Below are 24,841 nucleotides of genomic sequence, written 5' to 3' on the forward strand. Positions count from 1 at the left end.
CATGCCCGCCTCAGTGCGGGCTATTTTCGTTCAAGAGGTCGGCAAAAATCGAACTTTCCTATAAAGTAAAAAAGAACTGAAAAAATTACCGGGAGCAGACACGAATGATTTTCTATCTCCGTTGCGCCACTTATTTCCGCCTCCTTCCATGAACTCACACGCAAAACCAGCGTGTTCAAACACACTCACGGAGGCGGGCTATGCTCACTTCAATTACGAAAATCAATCTACCGTCTTGCTCCCGGTAATTTTTTTCAATTCCACTTATACTAAATATACATTAAATCTTCTCTGTCCGCTGCTCTTTTATTTCGAATAAAAAGCACAATCGATATGATCATAAACACAATTGAAATCAACTGCGCTGTTGTCAGTCCTATGAATCCTCCCTGTTCGTTGGTACGCAGAAATTCCACACAGAATCTTCCGATTCCGTAAAGCATCAGATAGAGCGCACCCACGTCACCGGTATGACGCATTTTTCCAGTCATGCGAATCAGTACAAATGCAATCACAAAATCTCCTGCGGAAGAAAAAAGCTGTGTCGGCAGCAGCGGTACGCCTGCCGGTGCAAAACTGCCTTCCGGAAATACAATTCCAATCGGAAGGCTTGTTTCCTTACCATAACAGCAGCCTGCAAAAAAGCAGCCCAAACGTCCAAAAGCCTGTGCCAGTGATACGGACGGTGCCAGCAGATCAAAATATTCAAAAAACCGGATATTCTTAATCTTACAGTAAATCAGTGCGGAAACCACACCGAAAATAATTCCGCCGTATACCACGAATCCGGAAGATCCAAGTACGCTCAACGGATCTGTTAAAAACTGCTTCCAACTCAAAATCACAAAAAATACTTTTGCTCCAAGGAACCCCATAACAACGCATAAAATTGCCAGATCCAGTACTGACTCGGCTTTCATTTCCATACGTTTTGCTCTATAATATCCCATCACCACACACAAGATCACTCCGATAGCAATCATCACTCCATAAGTGTGCACCGTAAAATGTCCGATGGAAAACAAATCTACTTTCATATCAAAACACTCCTTTAAAAAATCTTATCTGGCACTTATTCTACACTATTTTAATTTATTTTCCAACTACTTCTTGTGCCAAAAACAGGCGGCGCCGTCATGTAAATGGAACAAAATAAAAAATAACTCCAACAGAAGGATGATTGTAAAAATTTTCGTTGGAGTTATTTTTTATTTGTTTCTTACACCGACAGACAAAAATTTATTGAAGAGTCACCCGTAAAGACACCGGCTGATGATCCGTGTACTCGAAATCAGTGTCGATAACCTGCACCTGATCCACCTGCAGATTATCAGACACAATATACCCGTCAATGACGTACACCTGAGAATCCTCATAATTTCCACTGTACGGTCCATTCAGCAACCGACACGTCGGTGCATTATCTGCCACAGCAAAATCAAATCCCTCCGGCAGATCTTCTTTGTACACAGTTCCTGGCACCCAGCTGTCCGTATCATGGATTTCATACTTATCCACACCTTCAAAAGTCTGGTTAAAATCACCGCCGGCAATTACATAATTACCAGCCTGATATTCTTCCTGCAGCTTATCTGCCAGCATCTGGCTTTGCATCTTCTTGCCTTCTCCGCTGTCATATGCTTCCAGATGGAAATTGATCAGCACAAGTTCTTTATCAGTTCCTTCTATCGGAATCCTTGTCTCCAGCATGCAGCGTTTCAGATTACAGGTTTTGATCGGCCATGAAAAAGATTCTGCCAGTTTGATCCGCTTTGCACTCTCCACCTGATAATCCGTCATGGTAAGCAGACCCGCTTCTACTTTTCCAATCGGTGGAATCGGATATGGCACAAAATCACATTTGAAATTGCAGGCATAAATACTGCTCATATCCAACGCATTTTCATAATACTCACGTTCATTGATATGGAAAGAACGTTTTGCATCAATATCCACTTCCTGCAAGAAATAGAAATCTGCATTCTGGCTTTTCAAAATATCAGAAATTCCCGCAAGGTTTGTTTCCACCACATCTTTGCTGTCCGGCTGCACCTTACTTCCACCATCCATAAAGAAATCTTCGTCTTTGCTCAATGCCGCATAACCGGTATTATAGGTCAGGACAGAAAAACTATCTCCTTCGGATAATGTCTTTGTCCCAGTTCCTGTTTCCGGAAACTCAATGGATTTCGGACGATATTCCCGCACCGTATAAAAAATAAGCACTGCTGCTACAAACAATACAATGCATAAAACTACAATCCCAATACCTTTTAAAATCTTTTTCCCCTTCATAATGCATCTCCTTCTCACTATTGACCTATTTTTGGTCAAAGGATATTCGCAATCCGCCTTCGCTACTTGCTCATAACCAAATAGCTGCTTCGCAGCTTATCAGAAGGGGCTTGCACCCCTCCTGATACAAGCAAGTCCCTACCCCTGCTTATTGCTTTTCGCAATTGAAGCAGGGGACTTCCTTGATTTGGTTAAACTCTTACCTTTTCCACCTGTCACTTATCTGTTTTTATTACCATAATTGTATCCTAACATATGCCCATCTTTACATCAAGACAAGAAAGTGTACTATCGAAGCCTCTTATGCTCAACAAAAAAAGAGCGCCCTCGTGGAACGCTCTTTTTCAGTCTGTTTTACTGTTTTTTATTTTCTTTTCGTTTTTCTGCGTACAGTAATCGTTATTGCTCCAGTTCCTGTGGAAAGAATCAAAATTGTGATCCATAACATCATTCTGGCATTATCATCTGTGCGTACGGCTTCCCCGGCGGTTTTCTTATCCGCTTCGGTTTTGCCTGACGCTGATGTCTTATTAACATTTTCTGCCTTTGTTTCATTAGAACCAGATATCTTATCCACGTTTTCCGGCTTTGTTCCGTCAGAACCAGATGGCTTATCCGAAGTATCCGGCTTTGATTCACCCGGCACGGATATCTTATCTACTTCCTCTGTTTTTGTTGCGCCACAACGCTCACAGAGATAAGTGCGGATACCTGTTTTTTCTGCTGTCGGCTTAATAGTGATCACTCCCACGCCCCAGCTATGTCCAGCTGCCGGAATCGTCTGCTCATCCTTTACTGCACTACAGGTTTTACAATGAATGGATTTCATACCTTCATCCTCGCAGGTTGGCTTCTGATCCACAGTATAATCAGCCTCCCAATCGTGGTCTTCCAGTGTAACAACCACAGATTCTGCTGTGGACCGATTTCCGTTTGCATCCTCTGCCACAAGCAACAGGAACATTCCATTTTCGGTACGGATTGTCTGAATCACCGGATTGCCATTTTCATCATAAACCGGCATTCCTTCTTCATCCATCACCATCTGATTATAGGTCAGATCAAGCTGTCCGGAATAAGAAAATCTGCCGTTTTCATCCGCAGTGGCAACCTGTTTCAAATTTCCCTCCCAGTCTACATCATCAAGGCAAACCGTTCCATTCGGTTCTGTCATACCTGTAATCGTATAGTCTCCGGTATCCTTATTCGCATATACCACTGTCTGATCCAGGCTGAGCATCGGTGCGGTATCATCCTTTTCCACAAGCAGATATTTTGTTGTAATATCTGTGTAAGTACCTTTATTCACTGCTGCATCAATGCGGAACATCACGGAGCCTGTAATATCTGTATTATCAATGTTCCAATAGCCATCATATGCAGCATCTATTACCTGATCGGTATCCATTCTTGTCAGTGTATAGGTAACATTTTCATTTTCCTGATTGGTCACTTGCAGATACCAGCGGTTGTTATTTCCTGCACCTGCCACACAGGAGAATACGCCATTTTCTTCTGTGACATCGTGAGAAGTATAATTACCGCTTCCTCTTGATGTTTCCATCTCCGCTTTCAGCGTCAGTGGTGTGTATTTTGGTAATACAGCATCGTTTGATTTTGTCTCCACGCTGTAAACAAACGCATTTGCAATCTTTTCACCCGTTTCATCGGTCAGATAATTGTATGCCTGTACACCGATCTTATAATTCTGACCTGCTTTCAGATCTGAGGTAGTTGTATTGCCGGAAGTATTCTGATTCTCATCAATCGCATCACCATTTACAGTCAATGCCATATCCAGTGTAAATGTACCGGTAGCAGTATCATAAGAAACACCGTCAATTTTGGAATCTTTGATATCAGCTGCATCATAGCTGTAATTCTTTCCGGTGTCAACAAAACTTCCGCCCTTCTCCTGATAAATCGTTACTCTGTAACCGTCAGCGTTTGCCACCTCACTCCAGGATCCTTCCATGATCTCATTTCCGATCGGCTGGATTGCTGCTGTCGCAGGTGCCTCCGGCTGTGCAGTATTCTGATAATGAATCTGACCTAAGGCCACTGTATCAACAGGAAGAAGCACTTCATCCTTTTCCGTACTTCCATCTTCATTTTCAATCATGATCTCATTTTTGCTTAAAAGACTTACAGTCACATAATAATCACCGGTAGCAACCATAGTTCCCCGATCCGGTATCTGTGCGGATATATTAGCTGGATCTGTAATATCCTGATATTCGATGGCATACTGTCCCTTACCGCTTTCCTCGCCGAAATATGTTGCCAGCACATACTTTGCATCCGCATCCGGATTTTCTACTTTTCCACTGACCGTCTGTCCGTTCAGGCTCGCAGAGAGACTGTCAAATGGCATAGATGCGTTCAGATTCAGATTGAACTCTGCCACATCACTGGTTACTGTCCACTGATCACCAATGGATGCATTTTTTCCCAGACCAACCAGAACACAGTCTTTTCCAGCCGCATTCTGTGTTGCAAATACATTGATTTCTGACTCATTGGTAATTTCATCTTTCTCATTATAGGAAGGTAGTGTCAGAGCAAGATTGCTGCCATCTTTGGAAACCGTCAGGCTCTCTGCAAATGCCTGCATATCTGTGCCATCCGCAGGTGTCACCATCATAACAACCGTAGCATCTTTTGATAATGACTGTCCCTCATTTCCGGTAAGTTCAATATTCTTACTGTAAACACTGTTGGTACTTACCGCATTTTGCAATGCCACATCAGCAACGGATGTTACATTTGCACCAAGCATATCCATATTTGCATCCATGACTGCCACTGCATCATTTTCATTGTATTCTGCACTGTAACCTTCCGGCTTGTGATCTTCCCACTTCCATTCCGGCAGATCTTTCCAGAATCCAACGGTTTTGATACCAGCATCATTTTCCGGGAATATGTACCAAAGGCGATAAGATGCAATTCCCCAGTCGGCTTCTTTCTTGGCACCGCCGTAAATTTTAAAATTCTTAAAGGCTGAATTTACAGCACCATTAAAGTTCGTTCCTCTGACCGGTACCACCGTACTTGCACCAAGGAAAAAATCAAAACTTGTAGATCCAAGTTTGACACCACCGATCAACGGCCATCCTGACGGTGCATGCAGACTTCCTTCCACACCACCGTTCATATCCGCATTTACATAGACACTGGTCGGATTCTTATAGCTGTTCATTCCGGAGAACACACTTGCACTTAAGTCTCCCGAAGCCCGGATTACCTTGGAATTCTGTGGAACACTTGCATGGACACTTGCAGCACCAAAAGCTTTCAGACCGGTGTAGTCTGTGCCCTTATAATTGCGCGTTTCTCCCTGAACACCTTCTTCGATGGTAAAATCATCAATCAGATTCAGCTTTTTAAAAATTTTGACCTCATCGCCTTTCAGCTTAAAGTAAGCCGGTCCAAAGGTATAGGTTGCTTTTCCTTCCAGTGTATTCAAAATTTCGCCTTTCCCTGTAATGGAAAGGTTCAACGGCGGAATTGCAAAGAAATCTCCGTTAAAGGAATCTGCCAGATTATTAAATCCACCACCGGCACCGGTTATATTTGCCACTACCACAGGTGGCACCAGTGGCACCTTGGCAACACTTGATCCTGCATAGAAGTAAAGCTTATTTGGCATAAGTGAACCTGTCAGGTTAGATCTCTTCAATTCCAGTTCCGCCTCACTCTCAAAGAGATCAAACACATTCAGTTCCATAGTGAAATGATACCTTGGCTGGAAGGTATCAATTTCGCCTTCCAGACTTGCCATATCCAGTCCAAGCATTTCTGTCGTATCAATTTTTCCGGTTGCACGAATACCGTTTACCTTAAAATCTTTCCCCTGGTAACCATATCCAAGCTCCTGCATGGTAAACTCAGCACCTCTAAAAATCTGAAATTCTGCATTTCCTTCAAAACTAATATTGCCATCCACTTTCACGTTCGCTTTTTCCACACTGATCTCTGTACCCGGAATATTGGTCGTCATCACCGCATCATTCGAATTCGGATCCATCGTTACGATCAGACCATTTTCTCCCGATGCAATCGTAAGATTCTTCTGTGCAGCATCTTTTGGCTGATAAAACTTAAATGTCGGGGTATTCAGATTTACATTGCTTGTCTCAAAACTTCCATCCTTGCCAACAGAAAAACTTCCACCGGCGCCGGTCCAGACTGCAGTAATGGATTTTGACAACGCTGCCACACCGTTTGTAAATACATAGCGGTCATTTTCTTCATGAAAATTTCCACGAATTGCCGCGATCTTTGTTCCGTAAGTCTTTGCATTTGCATCCAGCTCACTTTCACTGGATGCCGGAACTGCCTGATAACCATCCTTATTTTTATAAATACCAAGATGTCTGGCAGACTGACTTACCGTGATCGTATCATTCGGTGTAAATGTATCATCTTTTTCGGTATAGAGATCCCGGTATCCCCAAAGCATGTTACTGTGCTGATATGAAATCTCTTTTCCCATGAGATTCAGGTTGAGTTCCAATGTCACATCGCCACTTTTTGTTGCAGAAAAATACTCCGGCAGTGAATCTGTGTAATCACCTGTTCCATCATGCCCTGTCACATAACCTGTATACAGTGAGGAAGTTGCCACAAAAGGATTTGCCCAGGAATATCCTTTTGTAAAAAGTTCTGTGATGCCTTCTCCGGAACTGCCATAGCCGCTATTAGGACTGTGATACCATCCAAAAGATGTTTTTACATGCAGCAGATCTGCCACCACGGCACTCTCTGAATGCTGATAACCGGATTCCGAATTTCCGGTGGCATTGCTCATGTATACAGACGCACCAGTGGAAACATTCTCATGTCCCATTTTATTAAAACCATTCAGTTTCGTACAAAATTGCAGATTCAGGTCATCGCCATACGCCAGACCATCTTTATTCTTATACTCGACATCAACATCTGCTTTTACACCGTAAGTTCTTCCGTTATCAGCATCATCCTCTGTCAGCATACCGGCAGTCGTGTAGCCGGTTGTCTTTCCTTCGTCCAGTTTGACGATCCGGTACGTCGTCGTTACTTCATAGGTACGCTGATATCTCGATGTTACCTGCTTATACGGTTTAAACTCATATTTTACTGTAATACTATTTTTGTCTGCAGTTACACTCCTGCTGGAAACAGATATTTTTTCTGAATTTGCGACAAAATATGGATACTGGTATATTTTTTTGTTAAATACCATGTCATATGCCTCTTTTGCAGATACTTTTGTTCTTGCAGGCACAGTTACCAGATAACCACCGCCAAAATTTATTTTCGAACTCTGCACAAAATACAGGCGAATATGATCATTCTCGATCCAGGTAACATTATAATTCCGGTATGTTCCTTTATTGTTTGTTACCTCCTCTGTTTCTGAACGAACGGATCCGACAATGGCATATGCATCCATCGGTACAAAACATGCAAGCATACATACCGCAAGCAGTATACTCAAAAATTTCTTTATCATAGACTCATCCCCTTTCTTTCGTGTCGCCATATAAATTCTTTTTCCGGTCAGATTTATATAGCCATATTTTACCAAAGGAACTGATCCTTTCACATGCCCATTTCAGGAGAAAAAAGTGCCTATTGACAAAAAAAGAAAAGATACTGACATCTGATACAAATTTATTTATCTGCATCTGATCTCAATATCTTTTCTGTATACTCAAATATTCATAGGTAAAATGGATTATTTTGCTACGATGTTGATGATTCTGCCCGGAACATAGATCTCTTTGATCACGTTTCCTGTCAGTTTATCGCCAAGTGCTGCCTTACCTGCTGCGATGGCATCCTCTTTGCTTACGTCAGCCGGAAGTGTAACAACACATTTTGTCTTTCCATTAATCTGTACAGCAAGCTCTTTCTCGTCATCTTTCATAGCATTCTCATCGTATGTCGGCCAAGTCTCATGGAAGACAGAATCCTCATGACCAAGCTGACTCCACAGCTCTTCGCTGATATGTGGTGCAAACGGTGCCATCAGAACAACAAATGTCTCTAATGTCTTTTTATCTACACCGCCTTTTTTCGCCATATCGATGAGTTTGTTATTGTACTCCATGAATCCGGAAATAACGGTATTCAGGCTGAAGCTCTCCAGACGTGTGGTGATATCGTAAACCAGTTTGTTACGAACTTTTACCAGCTCTTTTGTCTCTTTGACATCAGCATCCTTGTTATCCAGAATCAGTTTCCAGAAACGTGTGATGAAACGGTATACACCATCAATTCCTCTGTCATCCCATTCAGAATCCAGTTCTGGCGGTCCTACGAACAGCTCGTAAAGTCGCAGAGAATCACAGCCGTAATCACGAACCAGATCATCCGGTGAGATTACATTTCCTTTCGATTTACTCATCTTGATACCGTTTTTACCGGTGATCATACCCTGGTTGAACAGTTTATGGAACGGTTCGTCAAAGTCGATCACACCGATATCGCACAGGAATTTTGTATAGAATCTGGAGTAAAGCAGATGCAGTACTGCATGCTCAACACCACCGATATACATATCAACCGGCAGATATTTGTCCGCTTTTTCTCTGGAAACCAGTTCTTTCTCATTTTTGTTATCTACATAACGAAGGAAATACCAGGAAGATCCTGCCCACTGCGGCATGGTATTTGTCTCACGTTTTGCAGGTTTTCCACAGCACGGGCAGGTTGTGTTTACCCAGTCTGTAATGTCTGCCAGCGGAGATTCACCGGTACCTGTCGGCTGATAGGACTCAACTTCCGGCAGTAACAGCGGAAGTTCTTCTTCCGGAACCGGAACAGGTCCACAATCCGGACAATGAACGATCGGGATCGGCTCGCCCCAGTAACGCTGACGGGAGAATACCCAGTCTCTCAGTTTGTAGTTTGTGGTAGCTTTACCAATGCCTCTCTCCTCGATGATGTGTGGAGCTTCTTTCTTCAAAACAGAAGATTCCATTCCGTTCCACTCGCCGGAGTTGATCATAGTACCTTTTGCTTCGGTATAAGCCTCTGTCATATTCTCGATCTCTTTGCCATCTTTTGCGATAACCTGAATGATCGGAATATTGAATTTGGTTGCGAACTCGAAGTCACGGTCATCATGAGCCGGTACACACATGATCGCACCTGTACCGTAGTCAGCTAATACATAATCAGACAGCCAGATCGGTACTTTTGCACCGTTGATCGGATTGATCGCATAACTTCCGGTAAATACACCTGTTTTCTCTTTATCCTGCAGACGGTCTACAGAAGATTTCAGAGAAGACTGGTAAATATAATCTTCTACTGCTGCTCTTGTCTCATCGTTTGCAAGCTCTTTCGCCATTGCATGCTCCGGAGCCAGAACAAGGAAAGTAGCACCATGTAACGTATCTGGTCTTGTGGTGTATACAGTGATCTCTTTGTCTGTATCCTCAACCTTAAAGTTAACTTCTGCACCGTGGCTCTTTCCGATCCAATCCGTCTGCATCTTTTTAACTTTCTCCGGCCAGTCAAGTTTGTCAAGATCATCTAACAGACGATCAGCGTATGCTGTGATCTTTAACATCCACTGATTCAGGTTTTTCTTGGTAACATCAGCGCCGCAACGCTCACATTTACCATTTACAACTTCCTCGTTTGCAAGACCTGTCTTACAGGACGGACACCAGTTGATCGGCATCTCTTTCTGATAAGCAAGACCTGCTTTGAACATTTTAACAAAAATCCACTGTGTCCATTTATAGAAGTTCGGGTCGGTTGTGTTTACTTCCATATCCCAGTCATAAACAGCAGCGATCTCTTTGATCTGACGTTTGATATTTGCAATATTCTCTGCTGTGGATTTCTCCGGATGTACGCCCATCTTGATTGCGTAGTTCTCAGCCGGAAGTCCGAATGCATCCCATCCCATCGGATGAATCAGATAATATCCATTCAGCATTTTATATCTGCTCCATACGTCGGAGATAACGTATCCTCTCCAATGACCTACATGCAGACCATTACCTGACGGATATGGAAACATATCCAGACAGTAGTATTTCGGTTTCTTACCATCATTTACATTAACCGGGTGTTCTTCCCAGATTTTGCGCCATTTCTGTTCAATCTCTCTGTGATTGTACGGTACAGCCATTTTCATTCCTCCTAACAGATTGTCCCTCTTTCTCTTTCGTGGACATAGTCTGTAGAAATTTTAACACAACCACTGCATTTGTCAAGGTTTCCGCCAATCTAACAGTCAAAAAAGGACAGAAATCCATGATTTATGAACTCTGTCCCTCTGCCTTATTCTTTTTTCGTATTCTGTTATCTCGGCGAACCACCATATTACATAGGATACATCCAACCATACAGCCAAACGCATTGTGAATCATATCATCCCATTCAAACAATCCTCGCAGGAAAATAAGCTGACTGATCTCAATACAGGCGGACACACAGCTTCCCGCCAGAAACGCCTGCCAAGGATGCACTTTTTTCTTCCTCATCAATGGCAATAACACCCCCATCGGCATCAGCAATATACAATTCAGCAAATCTTCCTGCAACAGGGACTGATCATGGTGGACAATCACTTCCCACCAGGACCAGAACGGAATCAATTCGTATTGTCTGGTTCCTACAGACCTTGTAAAAACGGTAGATCCATATACAATCCCAAGAAATACAAGCAATAACAATCCTGCTGCTGCCTGAACTTTATTTATTTTTCCACAGCGGACCGCACACATACAGCAAAACAACACTACCATAAAAATAATGCCAAACACCAGGATCTCCTGACCGGACCACATTCTGTTATGTGTTATAAAAATCTGATAAATGTCCAATCACAGTTCCTCCAATAAATATATTTTCTTTCACTCTAACCTAGCACCAAGCATATTTTATCTCAGTCGCAAAGACCGAAATTCATATTTATTTTTTCACTGCCACACGACAGTCTTTTTTATAACACGCAATTCTATATTTCAAAATAGAACGCATACTCATATTTAATGTCTTTCCAAAACGACGTGGTCTTGTAAACAAATTAACTTCCGCCCAACGCTAAAGAAGCTGCTCTATTAATTTCGTTTTATCAACATAATAAAAATTTTCCTGACGGATTTTTTAAAATCATCAATTCCTACCGGTAATTTCAAGTTTTCTTTCATTTTATATCCGCTCCTGCTAAAACAATGTCTTTCTATCTGTTTTCTAAAAATCATCTACAAAATCTTTTCTGCTTGTTTTGTTGTCGTTTGAAATTCAAGCATTAAGAAATTTTGTCGATCATTTTAGAATAAAGACTGGCTTCCGCCTGTTAAAAGAAAAATAGAACACTAAATGCTTACACAAAGTGTAGCATTTGTGTTCTATTCCGTCAATGACGATTGAATTAATTTTATAATATTTTTATGGTGTCGACACCTTATCCACAACCATTCCAAGATCATAAAAAAATAAACAGCCAATTTAACATCCCACTTTATGACTCTTACCCATTTACAAGCTTCATTGCTTCCTTAACCGGATCTTCATCAAGTACATATTCTTCACAGAAAATAGCACAATCATTCTCATCAATAACAGGTGCTGGAATCCATGTCCTTTTCATAGCTTTATCAAAAGGCAAAATCGAAACCGGATTCATCAAATATTCCATAAATTCCTTTGCTTCCGGATATCCGCATTTCCACAGATTCTTCACATTTTCTATTGTCAGTAGATCTTTCTGCGTTTCCACTTTGTCAATATAAGGATTCGTAAAATATTTAAGGTAAGAAGAATCATCTGTAATAAACACATCGTCACTTTTAAGTGGTGTATAGTCGTAAGCATCCGTACATGCAACTAATATAATATGATCTTCATCATATGGTTCATCTGGTAATTCTACAGAAGTTAATTTTTTAAATATATCCCAGTCATATTTTACAGATTCTTTTCTGCGCTGAAGCTGTTCAACCGCTTCCTTAATATTTTTCTTTCGTTCTTCCAAGTCATTCAAATCATATGATGTCATAATTGATTTCAACTCTGTAAGAATCAAATACTCTCCCAAAATTGAAATCACATCAAATTCTATTTCTTTCCCATCAAATGCCTGATATTTTACTTTTTCTGTATTAAGTTGAAAGTTAGGTATTTCTCTATACTTTAAGTCCGTAATTCCCTTTGAATATCCTTTTCCAAGTTTATAAAGGAATTCGGCTTCAAATGCATGTCCTACCTCTGCCACATTTTTCTTATATCTGATAAATTGACGTTCAATTGCCCTGTCTAAATTTACCTGATCAATCAATGCCTGACTTACTATTACCTGCGTCTGGCTGATTTTCAGAAGCGGTTGCGCAAATACATCATCATCCCTGTTATTCTTTTCATGAAATATAAATCTGTCAAGTAATTTTTCGGCATATTTAATATCCCAATCATGAATTCTTGCCAACTCTTTTGAAAGATAAGAAATATCAACAATACTTATTTCTTTCAATAACGTCTCCTGTCTTTTATCATCTATATACTTTTGGGATGCTGCAATTAATATTTCAGATAAAGCATTCAAAAACTTGTTGGCATTCAGCATATCATGCACCTTTATGCCTTTTACTTCACAATTAAGATAATAATCCTTTGTGAGATATTCTACAATTCGTTCCTTTGCAATTGCTACTTTTTCAGCTTCTAAAATCATCTCTTTTTCCGGATAAAATTTATCAAAATCAAATAGAACAAAATCCTCTTTCTGAAGTTTCACTAATTCATCTGCTAAAACAGGAATTATTTTATTTGCAGTATCCATATCTTCTTTATTTTGAAAGTCCATTAATACATTTTTTCTTACCTGATACTCTCTTCTGAATACTCCCATTCTCCGTGCTTTATACTTTCCATCATTTTCTATAGAAAATCCATATGCAGGAATTCCTTCTTTTGATTTTTCTATGCTTCCCAAGGTGTAATAACCATAGCGAATACTTTCCTCCACACGACAGATAAGATATCTTTGTACTGCTGTATAAAAGTATCGTTCAAATTCCGCATTTTCATAAGGATGGATAAGTTGCAGCTCTATATCTGTCACCTCAATCCTCTCCTTAAGATTTTTGCCAAATCTATAATACAGATAATTTACAAGCTGATCTATTCCTTCCAACATCGTCTCAAAATTATCTGACACTGAACTTTTTACATCCTCATAATAATTCACTGGTCTGTCCGCAACTGAAAATTCCATACCGGTCAAATAATCCTGTGAAGAAAGCTCCTGGTAATTTTTTCTGACAAGTCGATCCTGATCTTGATGAAAAAGAATGATACTTATCAACTGCTCAGCAAACGGAAGTTTTCCCGTCTCACATTCATCCATTCTTTTTGTATTTGCATCATTTATTCTATAAAAACACTCTGTATAAGCTACAATCGTAATAAGATCTTTTATGATCCGCTTATCAATTGTAAAGCCTTCTCCAAAAACTTTGCTCGTATTAACGTCTGGAGCATTTATTGTTTTTGCAATATTGATAGCCTTCCATATAATCGTTATTGTCTTTTCATAATCTTCTTTTGTATACTTCATTCCTATCGGATTATGGATAAAATTGGTTTTAAACAGAATGTGTTTCAAATCATGGTCATATTCTTGCCCCGCTTTAATATCAGCATTGTACGAAATCATTAACCAAAACAACGCAAGAACACATTTTCTTATATCATTATTAGCATATGCTGCTTTCATTTCGTCTATTTTGTCCATTTTCATAATCCCCATCAAACTATAAAGCCAGTTCAAATATTAGCTGGCTGTATCACGTCTATTACAAATTTTAATTCATTCTATATTCATCCAGCATTTTCTTTAAAACAATTGCATTTTCATAATCTTCTTTAAAAGCATTTTCACGATAATATTGAGGAACTTTCATATACGGTAAATTTACATTTTTCAAATATTCTTCTCTTTTCCGCCACTTTTCAGCTGCATATATCTTAAATTTTTCCTTTTCTTCTTCTGAATAAAATATTAAAATGCACTCCTCAAATCTATACCTTGCATATACCGCTTCTCCACTATCATTATTAAAAAGAAACTCATGCAATATCATTTCTTTTGAATTTTTAACATAATACCTGAAACAAATATTCTCTTCATATAGCGCATGCTCAAATAATACATCTGTGCATGGAACATTTGTGAAATATCTACCCCCGTCCAAAGCAATTCCTACTGTTGAAAACAAAGTAGTTTGATTATATTTGACATAAATATCGTACCAATGAGGTCTACTGTCCATCTGGCTAAACAAATAATATTCATATCCGTCTCTATCGTCTTGACAACATTCAACCATATACTCTGGCGCATACTTATAATATTGACATTTCTTCAAATTTTCTTCTGGTACATCTAACCAATCTTCTTTTCGCAACATATATTCAAATATTTTTTCAAGTGGAGCATCCAGCAAATGAAATCTTTTTTTCCACAAATATTCAATATGAGAAATTTCTGCCGTTTTATTCTTAGGTGTATTACAATCCATCACTCTTGTATAAATATTATTTGCACAAACATCGCGGTATTTTTCTTCCAGAACATACGGTGTAGAATATCCATTTTTTATTACAATTATATCTACATTTCCATTCTCTATCTGTAATGTTTCAACCATTACACATGGACTTATTCCACCTAAAAATTTTTTATCTCTCAAAAAATCCACAAGCATCTGTGTCACTTTTCTATTGGCGCTATTTGATATATCATTAACACAGAAATCATGTTCTTCGTCTATTCCAATAATAATATATGCATCACGATTTTCCAGATTATTCGCCATACATATTATATCATGCAATAGATCTGCTTTTTTTCCGTCATCATACCATTCCTTTTTAAAATCCCAATATGCTCCCTCTTGTTTACTTTCTACCAATTCTTCAATTTCTCTTTTTTGTTTTTCTGAAAGCATCTTTCTCTCTTCCAACTTATAACGTATAAGCCTACTTTATTTACCAAAACAATTTTATATTTTTCCGTACTTTACAATTGTACCATTCTCTACTTTTCCCAATAATTTATCCATATCACTGGCTTATATCCCATCACACGTATTTCTTTCTTCCATTCATCTAACCGATTTTTCAACGTCAACATTTTTAATTCATTCAAATCAGGTTGTCCATTTTTCTCTGGCAAATGATTCTTTCGCTTTAAAAGAATCCATACTACTACTGTATCTACTACTGGCATATCTGGCAACTGCTTATGCTTATACATCATGGCAGAAGTAATAGACTGCTCAACAACATAACTCAACTTTGCCGAAGATTCACCAATTTTAACTGCAAACATAGAACAATCCCTATGCAAATCCATTAATTCAATTTTTTCGCCACCCACACGATCCATCTCTCTATCATAATTAGAAAAACGATACTTTTCTTCCATGACATTATTAAATACTCGTTCAGGATAATATTTATTTCTGATTGCCTTCTTAATATCATCATCTGACTTTCCAGCATACTCCGGCAATAATTTTTCGGCATTATATTTTTTCTCCCAATACTCTTTTAATTTTTCATTGCCAAAATCATATTGCGAATCATACCTCACATCAATTTCATCAATAGAATCTTTTAAATATGATAAATAGTCATCATTATACGCATACCACTCACCTTTCATCAGCAAGCATTTCTTATCATCATCCGTGTAATCAATTAACCTTTTCATCAAATCGGTTCGAATTGGCTCACCGCTCCTGTTGCTTACAACTTTTATCTTCAAGAAATCTTTTCTGAAATTGAAATCCCTTATTTCTTTTATAAACTGTTCTATATTATCTTTCGACAACTCCTGAACATCTTTACGATTTCTTTTGTATTTTAAAGTAAAGGTCGCATCATTATGATTAAACACTTCTGTCACACCAATTATATCTAATTCTGATATATTAATACAATCCATATTATCCTTGATTTTATCACTAAGACGATCATCCAGTTCTTGAATCAGTTCTTCATCTTTAATTTTGTAAAACACTGGTATTTTCTGAATCTCTTCCTTGGTTTGAACTTTTTCTACATACTCAATAAAATTCAAAATGCACTCTATACTATTTATTGGCAATCTAGTTTTTATTGAATGTCCAATTTCAACCAATTCATTATGCACCGTAAATCCGTCTTCCACATCCATTTTTGCCTTAATCTTCGCATATGCTTCCCCACTATCGTATGAGAAATTGCTATAATCAAGATACACATTAACTACTTTATTTCTCTGAGAATTCGGTGCTGTCAATGTGGTTGTCTTTATTTGTTTAAATTTTACACGTCTAGCAAAATCAAATGCAAATGACGTATCACAATATTTATCTACATAAAAATATGCCATACCATATACAGCTACATACAAGACCTCTCCTCTTTTAATCACTACTATAGCTTTAAGCGCCATCAAAGATTCTGGAATCAGATATTCATACTCATCCAATAGCCATTTCCATTCCGGATTTTTCCGTTCTTCACACTTCCCCACATATGTACTTACAGTGTATGTATATGTATTTTCATCATCTATTGTTGTGTAATCCTGTTCACCTAAGAAATCAAACTTAACATACAATTTTTCAATAAATTCTGCACTTTTATCTCTGTCAATCTTGTATAAATTTATTTGACCCATTAAATAATCCTCCGCGCTCTACAAGATATTTTATACACATATATAACATCCGTTATTATTTCAAGTAAAAACGTCTACTTCCGTATAAAACTTTATACTTTTATACTTATTGTATCATTTCTTATTGAAAATATAAATATCTTATTTAGTTTTATCGTAAGTGCTTAATTTTTTGGTAGATAGTTATCTATCCGTTTATGACTCATAATGATAGTAAATAGATTTTTACTCCACTTTCCTTGATAGGAAAATAAGTGTCTCTAAAGATGGTGTTACTGTACAAGAATATTCACAACTATTTTTACTTTTCGTTCCAAAATGCTGTTTAGAATGTCATTTTTTACCTTTTCAAATTTTTATGTCACATACTATTGCTTTCCACTATCAAACCTGTTATCATGTTAAACGCTTACTTCATATCAAATAAGCATTGTTTTTTAATGTCATTAAAAATAGCATTTTTACGAAGGAATCATTATGAAAAAACTATCAATTGAAAAGATGGTCAAAACCATCACAAAAAAAAGAAAAGAAAAACATCTGACACAGGCTCAGTTATCTGAAACCACTGGTATTCACCGTGGAATGATTGGTAGACTTGAAAACATGGACTACACTCCATCAATCGATCAGTTACAGTCCATCGCAGAAGTATTAGACTTTGATATCACAGACTTATTTATAGAAGAAACACCGAAAAATGTTTCCTCTGCTACTCTGGATCACCATTACAATATCGCAGTAGCAGGAACCGGTTATGTAGGTCTGTCCATTGCAACCCTGTTGGCACAGCACAACCATGTTACTGCTGTCGACATCATTCCGGAAAAAATTGACCTGATCAACAATCGTAAATCTCCGATCCAGGATGATTATATTGAAAAATATCTTGTAGAAAAAGAATTAGATCTGACTGCAACTTTAGATGGAGAAGCAGCATACAAAGGTGCAGACTTCGTTGTCATCGCAGCACCGACCAACTATGACAGTAAAAAGAACTACTTTGACACTTCAGCTGTGGAAGCAGTCATCGAATTAGTACTGAAAGTAAATCCAAACGCCATCATGGTCATCAAATCCACCATCCCGGTTGGATACACTGCTTCCGTTCGTGAAAAATATCAAACAGAAAACATTATCTTCAGTCCGGAATTTTTACGTGAGTCCAAAGCTCTGTACGATAACCTCTATCCATCCAGAATCATCGTATCTACTGATGCGAATAACGAAAAATTAGTGGAAGCTTCTCATACATTTGCTGCCTTGTTGCAGGAAGGCGCCATCAAAGAAGACATCGACACTCTGTTCATGGGCTTTACTGAAGCAGAAGCAGTAAAATTATTTGCCAACACTTATCTTGCTCTGCGCGTTTCCTATTTTAATGAGTTGGATACTTACGCAGAAATGAAAGGACTTGACACAAAAGCTATCATTAATGGTGTTTGCCTTGATCCACGTATCGGTACTCATTATAACAACCCAAGCTTCGGTTATGGGGGTTACTGTCTGCCAAAAGATACCAAACAGCTGTTAGCAAATTACAATGATGTTCCTCAAAATATGATGTCTGCTATCGTTGAAAGTAACCGTACCAGAAAAGATTTTATTGCAGATCGTGTTCTGGAACTTGCTGGCGCATACGAAGCAAATAGTCAGTGGGATGAATCAAAAGAAAAAGAGGTTATTGTCGGTGTATACCGCCTGACCATGAAGTCAAACTCTGATAACTTCCGTCAATCTTCCATTCAGGGTGTTATGAAGCGAATCAAAGCCAAAGGTGCCACTGTTGTTATCTATGAGCCAACACTTGAAAATGGAACCACATTCTTCGGAAGCAAAGTAGTTAACGATTTGAAAAAATTCAAAAAAATGACAAATAGCATCATTGCGAACAGATATAATAGCTGCCTGGACGATGTCAAAGATAAAGTATATACACGCGATCTGTTCCAGAGAGATTAATATTTTCACAGAAACTTACAGGAGGTTTCAAATATGCAGAATATAAATTTGCAGAACAAAACAATACTTGTCACAGGTTCCGCCGGATTCATCGGCAGCAACCTTGTACTTGAACTTTTAAATACCCAGTCTCCGATCACAATTATCGGTCTGGACAATGTCAACGACTATTACGATGTATCTATCAAAGAATGGCGTTTAAATGAGATTGAAAAATGCGTATCAGCACATGCTGATTCCTCTTACAAATTCTACCGTGGTGATCTGGCAGACAAATCACTGGTAGACCAGATCTTTACAGAACACAAACCAGATATCGTTGTAAATCTTGCTGCTCAGGCAGGTGTTCGTTACTCCATCACCAATCCAGATGCATATATCCAGTCTAACCTGATTGGATTTTACAACATTCTGGAAGCCTGCCGCCATTCCTATGACGCTGGTGCTAAAGGTGTAGAACACCTGGTATATGCTTCTTCCTCTTCTGTCTATGGAACAAACAAAAAAGTTCCATATAGCACAGATGATAAAGTAGACAACCCTGTATCTCTCTATGCAGCGACGAAAAAAAGTAATGAACTTATGGCTCATGCTTACTCAAAACTGTACAACATTCCATCTACTGGACTGCGTTTCTTCACAGTATATGGACCGGCAGGTAGACCAGACATGGCATACTTCGGTTTCACTAATAAATTATTAAAAGGTGATACGATCCAAATCTTCAATTATGGAAACTGCAAACGTGATTTCACTTTTGTGGATGATATCGTAGAAGGCGTAAAACGTGTCATGCAAGGAGCTCCGGAAAAGGAAAACGGCGAAGATGGACTTCCAATTCCACCATACGCCGTTTATAATATCGGAAACAGTAATCCTGAGAATCTATTGGATTTCGTAGATATCCTTCAGCAGGAACTGATCCGTGCCAAAGTGCTTCCGGAAGATTATGATTTCGATGCACATAAAAAGCTTGTTCCTATGCAGCCAGGTGATGTACCTGTTACTTATGCAGATACATCTGCATTAGAGCGCGATTATGGATTCAAACCGGCTACCAGTCTTCGTGAGGGACTTAGAAAATTTGCGGAGTGGTATAAAGAATTTTATCAGGTATAAGTATTCTAAAAAACGGACAGGGCAGAGAGAGATGTACCTGAGACTGTAATTAATTCTGTGTAAACTCTAAAAGAGCTATATACCCTCTTGGATTGATGTTAAAATAAATATCAATTCAGGAGGATTTTTTTATGGCACGAAGAAGAAAAATGGATCCAGAACGCAAAGCGTTCATCAACAGCTTGTTGGAACACTATCAGCCAAAGGATGCTCAGGATATCCAGGACATGCTGAAAGACCTGTTAGGCGAAACGCTGCAAGGTATGTTAGAAGCTGAAATGGATGATCACCTTGGATATTCCAAGTATGACTACAAGAACAAAGAGACAGACGATAGCCGTAATGGTTATAGTCCTAAAACTATCACCTCTTCAATGGGAACGATTGATCTGGATATACCACGAGATCGAAACAAATACACGTACAGCATTGATATTTCAACTGCTCTTAAACTGGAAAGGAAATATTTTATCCGAAAAGACACCGGGCAGAATATTGATATCATCAAGCTTATGACCAGATACGTCCATGCTGTCAAAACAGAGTTTCGTCAATTTCACCGACCACTTCGGGGAATTGGTGCAATTCATTGTAACTATCGATGATTTTTAAAATTGAATATTATTTTTTTGGCGGATCTCTGTATCTGTCTTTTTGGCATATCATTTTTTATGATTTTCTTCGTTTAATACCTCATTTCTCGTATCCAGAACTTAATGATTATTCCGGGGCTCTTTGAGCCACCTGTCCGGACTTTGAGAGCCACCATTCCGGAGAATGAGAGCCATATATTCCGGTAATTCAGAGCCACCTTATTGGGCTCTATTACATATATTTCCTTTATACTGTAAATACACACCTTTGGTGTGAATACAGATAAAGGAGGTCGTAAGTTATGACCAAGTATCGTGAAATCCTACGCTTGAAAAGCTTAGGATTCAGTGAGAGGAACATCGCACAGAGTTGCGGTGTATCCAGAAACACAGTCGCTAAGGTTTTAAAAAAGGCAGCGGAAATCAAGCTTTCATGGCCGCTGGATTTCGACATGACCGACAGCGCACTAGAGGAGCTGATGTTTCCTAAGGATAAGTCGGCAACGAATAAACGCATGCCAAACTTTGACTACATTCGCAAAGAACTTCTGCGAAATGGTGTAAACAAAAAGCTTCTCTGGGTAGAATACTGTGAGGAGTGCCGCATGAGCAGCGAAGAGCCTCTAATGTATTCTCAGTTCTGCTACTACATCCAGAAGGATGAAGAAAAACGTAGGGCTACCATGCATATCCCAAGAAAACCAGGTGAACAGATTGAAGTTGACTGGGCCGGTGACCCTGCCCACATCATTGATCCGGACACCGGAGAAATGACAGATGCATGGATATTTGTAGGTGTATTAACTTACAGTCAGTATGCTTTTGTAAAAGCATATATGAATGAGAAAACTGACAACTGGATCAAAGCTCATGTCCAGATGTTTGATTTCTTTGGAGGTGTCACACCTATGCTCGTTTCTGATAACTGTACAACCGCAGTGAATCATAAAAAGAGTGACTGGTACAACACTGCCTTAAACACAACTTATCATGAGATGGCAGAACATTACAATCTCGCCATCCTTCCGGCCAGAGTCCGGAAACCCAAGGATAAACCGAATGTAGAGGGATCAGTAGGAAAGATATCCACATGGATAACAGCAGCCCTTCGCAATGAGCAGTTTTTCTCTCTTGCAGAATTAAATGCTTCAATCCGTGAAAAACTGGATGCCTACAACGCCCGTAAATTTCAGAAAAAGGAATGTAGCAGACTCAGTTTATTTCTTGGGGAAGAAATGCCATTACTGGCTCCGTTGCCTGCTACACCTTTTGAACTGGCTGAGTGGAAACACGCCACCGTCCAGTTTAACTATCACATCGCAGTAGACAGAATGTTCTACTCCGTGCCTTATCAGTATATCAAAAATAAGGTTGATGTGCGTATAACAGATACAACGGTTGAAATATTTTATAATCACAATCGTATTGCCTCTCACAGACGACTCTATGGACGAAGCGGTCAGTATTCTACAGTGACAGAACATATGCCGCAGGAACACCAGAAATATCTGGAATGGAACGGTGACCGGTTCCGTAAGTGGGCTGATTCGATTGGAATTAACACAAGTAAGGTTGTCGATGCAATACTTACCTCCGGCAGGATTGAACAGCAATCCTACAGAAGCTGCATGGGATTACTGAAACTGGCAGAAAAATATTCGCCAGAAAAACTGGAACAGGTCTGCGCTAAGGCGCTCTCTTATTCCGGTAAACCCAGCTATAAAAGTATCAAAAATCTATTGGTTGCAACAAAGGATGCACCTGATACCGAATCAGAATCATCTCAGGCAGTAAAACCACATGGCATAACCAGAGGAGCCAGATACTATGGAGGTAAAAAATCATGACAAATCAAAGTACAATCGATAAACTTATTGAAATGCGTCTGACTGCTATGGCAGATGCATTCCGCATCCAGATGGATGATCCTGCAATGAAGGAAGTTCCATTCGAAGATCGGTTCGGCCTGCTTGTTGATGTCGAATACAGCAACCGCAAAAACAATCGTCTGAAAAGGCTGATCTGCCAGGCTGAGTTTGAACAGCCAGATGCCAGCATCGCAGCGATTGATTACCATTCTGGACGAAAGCTGAACAAAGCACTGATCAACCGGCTGGCAACCTGTGAATACATTACAGAATACCGGAACATCTTTATTACTGGAGCAACCGGAAGTGGTAAAACTTATATGGCCTGTGCCTTTGGCATGGAAGCATGCAAGCACTATTACTCAGTACGGTATGTACGGCTTCCTGATCTATTATTGGACTTACAGGCTGCCAGGGACAATGGAACTTTCTCGACTGTCCTGAAGAAATACACCAAGCCAATAGTACTGATCATTGATGAGTGGCTGCTTCTTAAACTGACAGAAGCTGAAGCCAGGAATCTTTTTGAACTGATACATAAAAGACGAAAAAAATCTTCAACGATCTTTTGTTCTCAGTTCCGTGAAAGTGAATGGTACCAGCAAATCTGTGATGGTGAAAGTACTCTTGCCGATGCCATCATGGATCGTATATCGTATGATTCCTATAAGATCGATATTGAAAGTGTTGACCCATCTAAAGACCTCTCTATGAGAGAAGTATATGGACTGGATCCAGCAATGGCAAAGTAACTTAATAAACAAAATGGGGTGGCTCCGTTAGTCCGGACAGGTGGCTCTCGCCACACCGGACTGGCGGCTCTGCCGCACCGTAATATTCACTTAATCGAACACGTTATCGAACATCTGGCTTAATGGCATTGCTTTCCTCAAACCGCATATCTTCGGGCTTTTTAATCATTTAGGTGTAAAATTTACTGGAAGTTAACATTTTCCTTGAGTCGCATTATGATCTGGAAGTTAACAATTCAGCTATACTGCCTGCATCATCATTTGAGGCACTTACCGGATTCTGGATTTATTCATACACAAAGCAAACTCTTATTTAAATTGATTTTAGTGGACAAACTTTTATACAACGATAGCAATGTATACATTTTTCTTCATCAATCTGTGGATATTCAAATCCTTCTTCATCTTCTACCATGCTAATTGCATCTCGAACACATATCGAATAGCATGCTGTACATCCACAACATTCTTCTTTTCGACTATATAATACAGGTGTATCTTTCATAATCTTCCTCTCTCAATTACCTCTAAATACAAAAAGTAATCCATAATCTACATCACCCCCACACTAAATATCCTTTTAATAAATTTAAGTATTTTTATCTTTATTCTTATACCAAAAGATATTTTGACTGGGAGTTCATACTTTTCTTCAAGTTGATTGAAACTCATATTACACATATTTTCGAAAAATGTCTCTCGTTCCATAGGCTTTTTAGCGGAAGAATATTCTGCTCTATTCTTTCTGACACCATCTTCATAAGAAACTCTTTCAACTTTCATACTATTGCTTATATCCTGAAAAACTTTCCTTCCCTTTTCCGTTCGGATTAGAACAAGTGAAATTCCTTTTTCATCATTTAATGTAGGAATAACATTTTCTATTCCCCAAAAATCTGCAATAGTAATATCTGCCATTTTCACCTTTTTAGCCAAACACTCATAACAAGACGGGCGTAGTGAATAATCACGCAAAAACATTTGCATATAGGAATCAATATCTTTTGACAAATATTTCTTTTTTAATTTATTCTTTAAAAACCCTTTTAAAATTTCTTTTATGCCAAAATCTTGCCAACCTTTTTCTTTACATCTAAAATTAATATCAATCAATTTTCCATTATATTTTTTCTCCTGATATTGTGCATATTTTTTCCACAAAACAGGTGACGGAACACCATGACAAATTACATCCACACATATTAAATTATCATAATCTTCCCCCAGAAAAAATTTCAATCCATTTATTTGGCATCCAGTTCCAGAAAAAAGTATTATCTTTCCATTTCTCAATTCTTTTTTTATGCTCTGAAATGTGTCCCCTAGCTTTGCCTGCAAATATTTAGATCCTCGTAATTTCTTTAAGTCTTCTTTACATTTAACTCCTATATATTCTGCCGAATAACAATCTTCAGACATTGCTACTCCATACACAATTCCTTGTTTCTCTATAACATAATCTGCCAAACAAGAAAATATCCCTCCAGAAGAGCTATTTCTTCGAATTTCTTCATCTAGATTATAGCAAGCATATGCATCTAATATATCCATCTACTTTCTCCTACTATTTTT

The 24,841-nt window shown here is 38.9% G+C and carries 14 protein-coding genes and 2 pseudogenes; 5 read left to right on the top strand and 11 right to left on the bottom strand.

All coding sequences use genetic code 11. The features are described from left to right. Nucleotides 1-269: 269 nt before the first annotated feature. The 9 genes and pseudogenes from lgt to DXB15_RS06770 all read right to left on the bottom strand — a co-directional run bounded on the left by lgt (nucleotide 270) and on the right by DXB15_RS06770 (nucleotide 16,975). Nucleotides 270-1,037, bottom strand: a complete 768-nt coding sequence (lgt, locus tag DXB15_RS06735; RefSeq protein WP_118702401.1) for a prolipoprotein diacylglyceryl transferase — start codon at nucleotides 1,035-1,037, stop codon at nucleotides 270-272. Between the two features lie 202 nt (nucleotides 1,038-1,239). Beyond that, nucleotides 1,240-2,295 carry an endonuclease/exonuclease/phosphatase family protein gene (locus DXB15_RS06740; RefSeq protein ID WP_118702402.1) on the bottom strand — a complete coding sequence of 352 codons (1,056 nt, stop codon included), beginning with the start codon at nucleotides 2,293-2,295 and terminating at the stop codon, nucleotides 1,240-1,242. 364 nt (nucleotides 2,296-2,659) lie between these two features. After that, the gene (locus DXB15_RS06745) at nucleotides 2,660-7,792 is read right to left on the bottom strand and encodes a hypothetical protein (RefSeq protein WP_147404772.1); all 5,133 of its coding nucleotides are present in this window, start codon (nucleotides 7,790-7,792) and stop codon (nucleotides 2,660-2,662) included. 225 nt (nucleotides 7,793-8,017) lie between these two features. Continuing rightward, nucleotides 8,018-10,429, bottom strand: a complete 2,412-nt coding sequence (leuS, locus tag DXB15_RS06750) for a leucine--tRNA ligase (protein ID WP_109214518.1) — start codon at nucleotides 10,427-10,429, stop codon at nucleotides 8,018-8,020. Nucleotides 10,430-10,559: 130 nt separating this feature from the next. Then, on the bottom strand, nucleotides 10,560-11,126 hold the full coding sequence (locus DXB15_RS06755) for a VanZ family protein (protein ID WP_118702404.1): 567 nt from the start codon (nucleotides 11,124-11,126) through the stop codon (nucleotides 10,560-10,562). A 154-nt stretch (nucleotides 11,127-11,280) separates the two neighbouring features. Beyond that, nucleotides 11,281-11,453, bottom strand: a pseudogene (locus tag DXB15_RS17690) (AAA family ATPase); the annotation flags it as partial. A 323-nt stretch (nucleotides 11,454-11,776) separates the two neighbouring features. Next, nucleotides 11,777-14,038, bottom strand: coding sequence for a hypothetical protein (locus tag DXB15_RS06760; RefSeq protein ID WP_118702405.1), 2,262 nt, complete (start codon nucleotides 14,036-14,038; stop codon nucleotides 11,777-11,779). 70 nt (nucleotides 14,039-14,108) lie between these two features. Beyond that, complete coding sequence (locus DXB15_RS06765) at nucleotides 14,109-15,254, bottom strand: AlbA family DNA-binding domain-containing protein (RefSeq protein ID WP_118702406.1); 1,146 nt, start codon at nucleotides 15,252-15,254, stop codon at nucleotides 14,109-14,111. 89 nt (nucleotides 15,255-15,343) lie between these two features. After that, entirely contained in the window at nucleotides 15,344-16,975 is a 1,632-nt protein-coding gene (locus DXB15_RS06770) for a DUF6119 family protein (protein ID WP_118702407.1), read from the bottom strand. 477 nt (nucleotides 16,976-17,452) lie between these two features. On the opposite strand from DXB15_RS06770, the gene DXB15_RS06775 reads away from it, so the two are divergent. The 5 genes and pseudogenes from DXB15_RS06775 (at nucleotide 17,453) to istB (ending at nucleotide 23,269) form a co-directional block, all read left to right on the top strand. Continuing rightward, entirely contained in the window at nucleotides 17,453-18,937 is a 1,485-nt protein-coding gene (locus DXB15_RS06775; protein ID WP_118702408.1) for a nucleotide sugar dehydrogenase, read from the top strand. Nucleotides 18,938-18,970: 33 nt separating this feature from the next. Continuing rightward, complete coding sequence (locus DXB15_RS06780; RefSeq protein WP_118702409.1) at nucleotides 18,971-20,056, top strand: NAD-dependent epimerase/dehydratase family protein; 1,086 nt, start codon at nucleotides 18,971-18,973, stop codon at nucleotides 20,054-20,056. 131 nt (nucleotides 20,057-20,187) lie between these two features. Next, a pseudogene (locus tag DXB15_RS17855) lies at nucleotides 20,188-20,466 on the top strand (transposase); the annotation flags it as partial. Nucleotides 20,467-20,951: 485 nt separating this feature from the next. Beyond that, complete coding sequence (istA, locus tag DXB15_RS06790; protein ID WP_118702410.1) at nucleotides 20,952-22,496, top strand: IS21 family transposase; 1,545 nt, start codon at nucleotides 20,952-20,954, stop codon at nucleotides 22,494-22,496. Continuing rightward, a complete protein-coding gene (gene istB / locus DXB15_RS06795; RefSeq protein WP_118702411.1) occupies nucleotides 22,493-23,269 on the top strand; it encodes an IS21-like element helper ATPase IstB in 777 nt (258 codons plus the stop codon). The genes istA and istB overlap by 4 nt, the downstream gene beginning before the upstream one ends. Nucleotides 23,270-23,582: 313 nt before the next feature. Here the strand turns inward: istB and DXB15_RS06800 are convergent, their stop codons facing one another. Both DXB15_RS06800 and DXB15_RS06805 read right to left on the bottom strand, forming a co-directional pair. Further along, nucleotides 23,583-23,774: a 4Fe-4S dicluster domain-containing protein gene (locus tag DXB15_RS06800; protein WP_243115607.1), complete on the bottom strand. Its 192-nt coding sequence runs from the start codon at nucleotides 23,772-23,774 to the stop codon at nucleotides 23,583-23,585. A 47-nt stretch (nucleotides 23,775-23,821) separates the two neighbouring features. Continuing rightward, the gene (locus tag DXB15_RS06805; protein WP_199670977.1) at nucleotides 23,822-24,820 is read right to left on the bottom strand and encodes a Coenzyme F420 hydrogenase/dehydrogenase, beta subunit C-terminal domain; all 999 of its coding nucleotides are present in this window, start codon (nucleotides 24,818-24,820) and stop codon (nucleotides 23,822-23,824) included. Between the last annotated feature and the right edge of the window lie 21 nt (nucleotides 24,821-24,841).

The sequence above is a fragment of the Roseburia sp. OM02-15 genome (assembly GCF_003481835.1).
Lineage (GTDB): Bacteria > Bacillota > Clostridia > Lachnospirales > Lachnospiraceae > Eubacterium_I > Eubacterium_I ramulus_A.

Excerpts from the sequence above, each read along its gene's own strand:
- DXB15_RS06760 (WP_118702405.1), bottom strand. The coding sequence starts at position 14,038 with ATGGACAAAATAGACGAAATGAAAGCAGCATATGCTAATAATGATATA.
- DXB15_RS06740 (WP_118702402.1), bottom strand. The coding sequence starts at position 2,295 with ATGAAGGGGAAAAAGATTTTAAAAGGTATTGGGATTGTAGTTTTATGC.
- lgt (WP_118702401.1), bottom strand. The coding sequence starts at position 1,037 with ATGAAAGTAGATTTGTTTTCCATCGGACATTTTACGGTGCACACTTAT.
- DXB15_RS06765 (WP_118702406.1), bottom strand. The coding sequence starts at position 15,254 with ATGCTTTCAGAAAAACAAAAAAGAGAAATTGAAGAATTGGTAGAAAGT.
- DXB15_RS06800 (WP_243115607.1), bottom strand. The coding sequence starts at position 23,774 with ATGAAAGATACACCTGTATTATATAGTCGAAAAGAAGAATGTTGTGGA.
- DXB15_RS06775 (WP_118702408.1), top strand. The coding sequence starts at position 17,453 with ATGAAAAAACTATCAATTGAAAAGATGGTCAAAACCATCACAAAAAAA.
- DXB15_RS06745 (WP_147404772.1), bottom strand. The coding sequence starts at position 7,792 with ATGATAAAGAAATTTTTGAGTATACTGCTTGCGGTATGTATGCTTGCA.
- leuS (WP_109214518.1), bottom strand. The coding sequence starts at position 10,429 with ATGGCTGTACCGTACAATCACAGAGAGATTGAACAGAAATGGCGCAAA.
- DXB15_RS06805 (WP_199670977.1), bottom strand. The coding sequence starts at position 24,820 with ATGGATATATTAGATGCATATGCTTGCTATAATCTAGATGAAGAAATT.
- istA (WP_118702410.1), top strand. The coding sequence starts at position 20,952 with ATGACCAAGTATCGTGAAATCCTACGCTTGAAAAGCTTAGGATTCAGT.
- DXB15_RS06780 (WP_118702409.1), top strand. The coding sequence starts at position 18,971 with ATGCAGAATATAAATTTGCAGAACAAAACAATACTTGTCACAGGTTCC.
- DXB15_RS06770 (WP_118702407.1), bottom strand. The coding sequence starts at position 16,975 with ATGGGTCAAATAAATTTATACAAGATTGACAGAGATAAAAGTGCAGAA.
- istB (WP_118702411.1), top strand. The coding sequence starts at position 22,493 with ATGACAAATCAAAGTACAATCGATAAACTTATTGAAATGCGTCTGACT.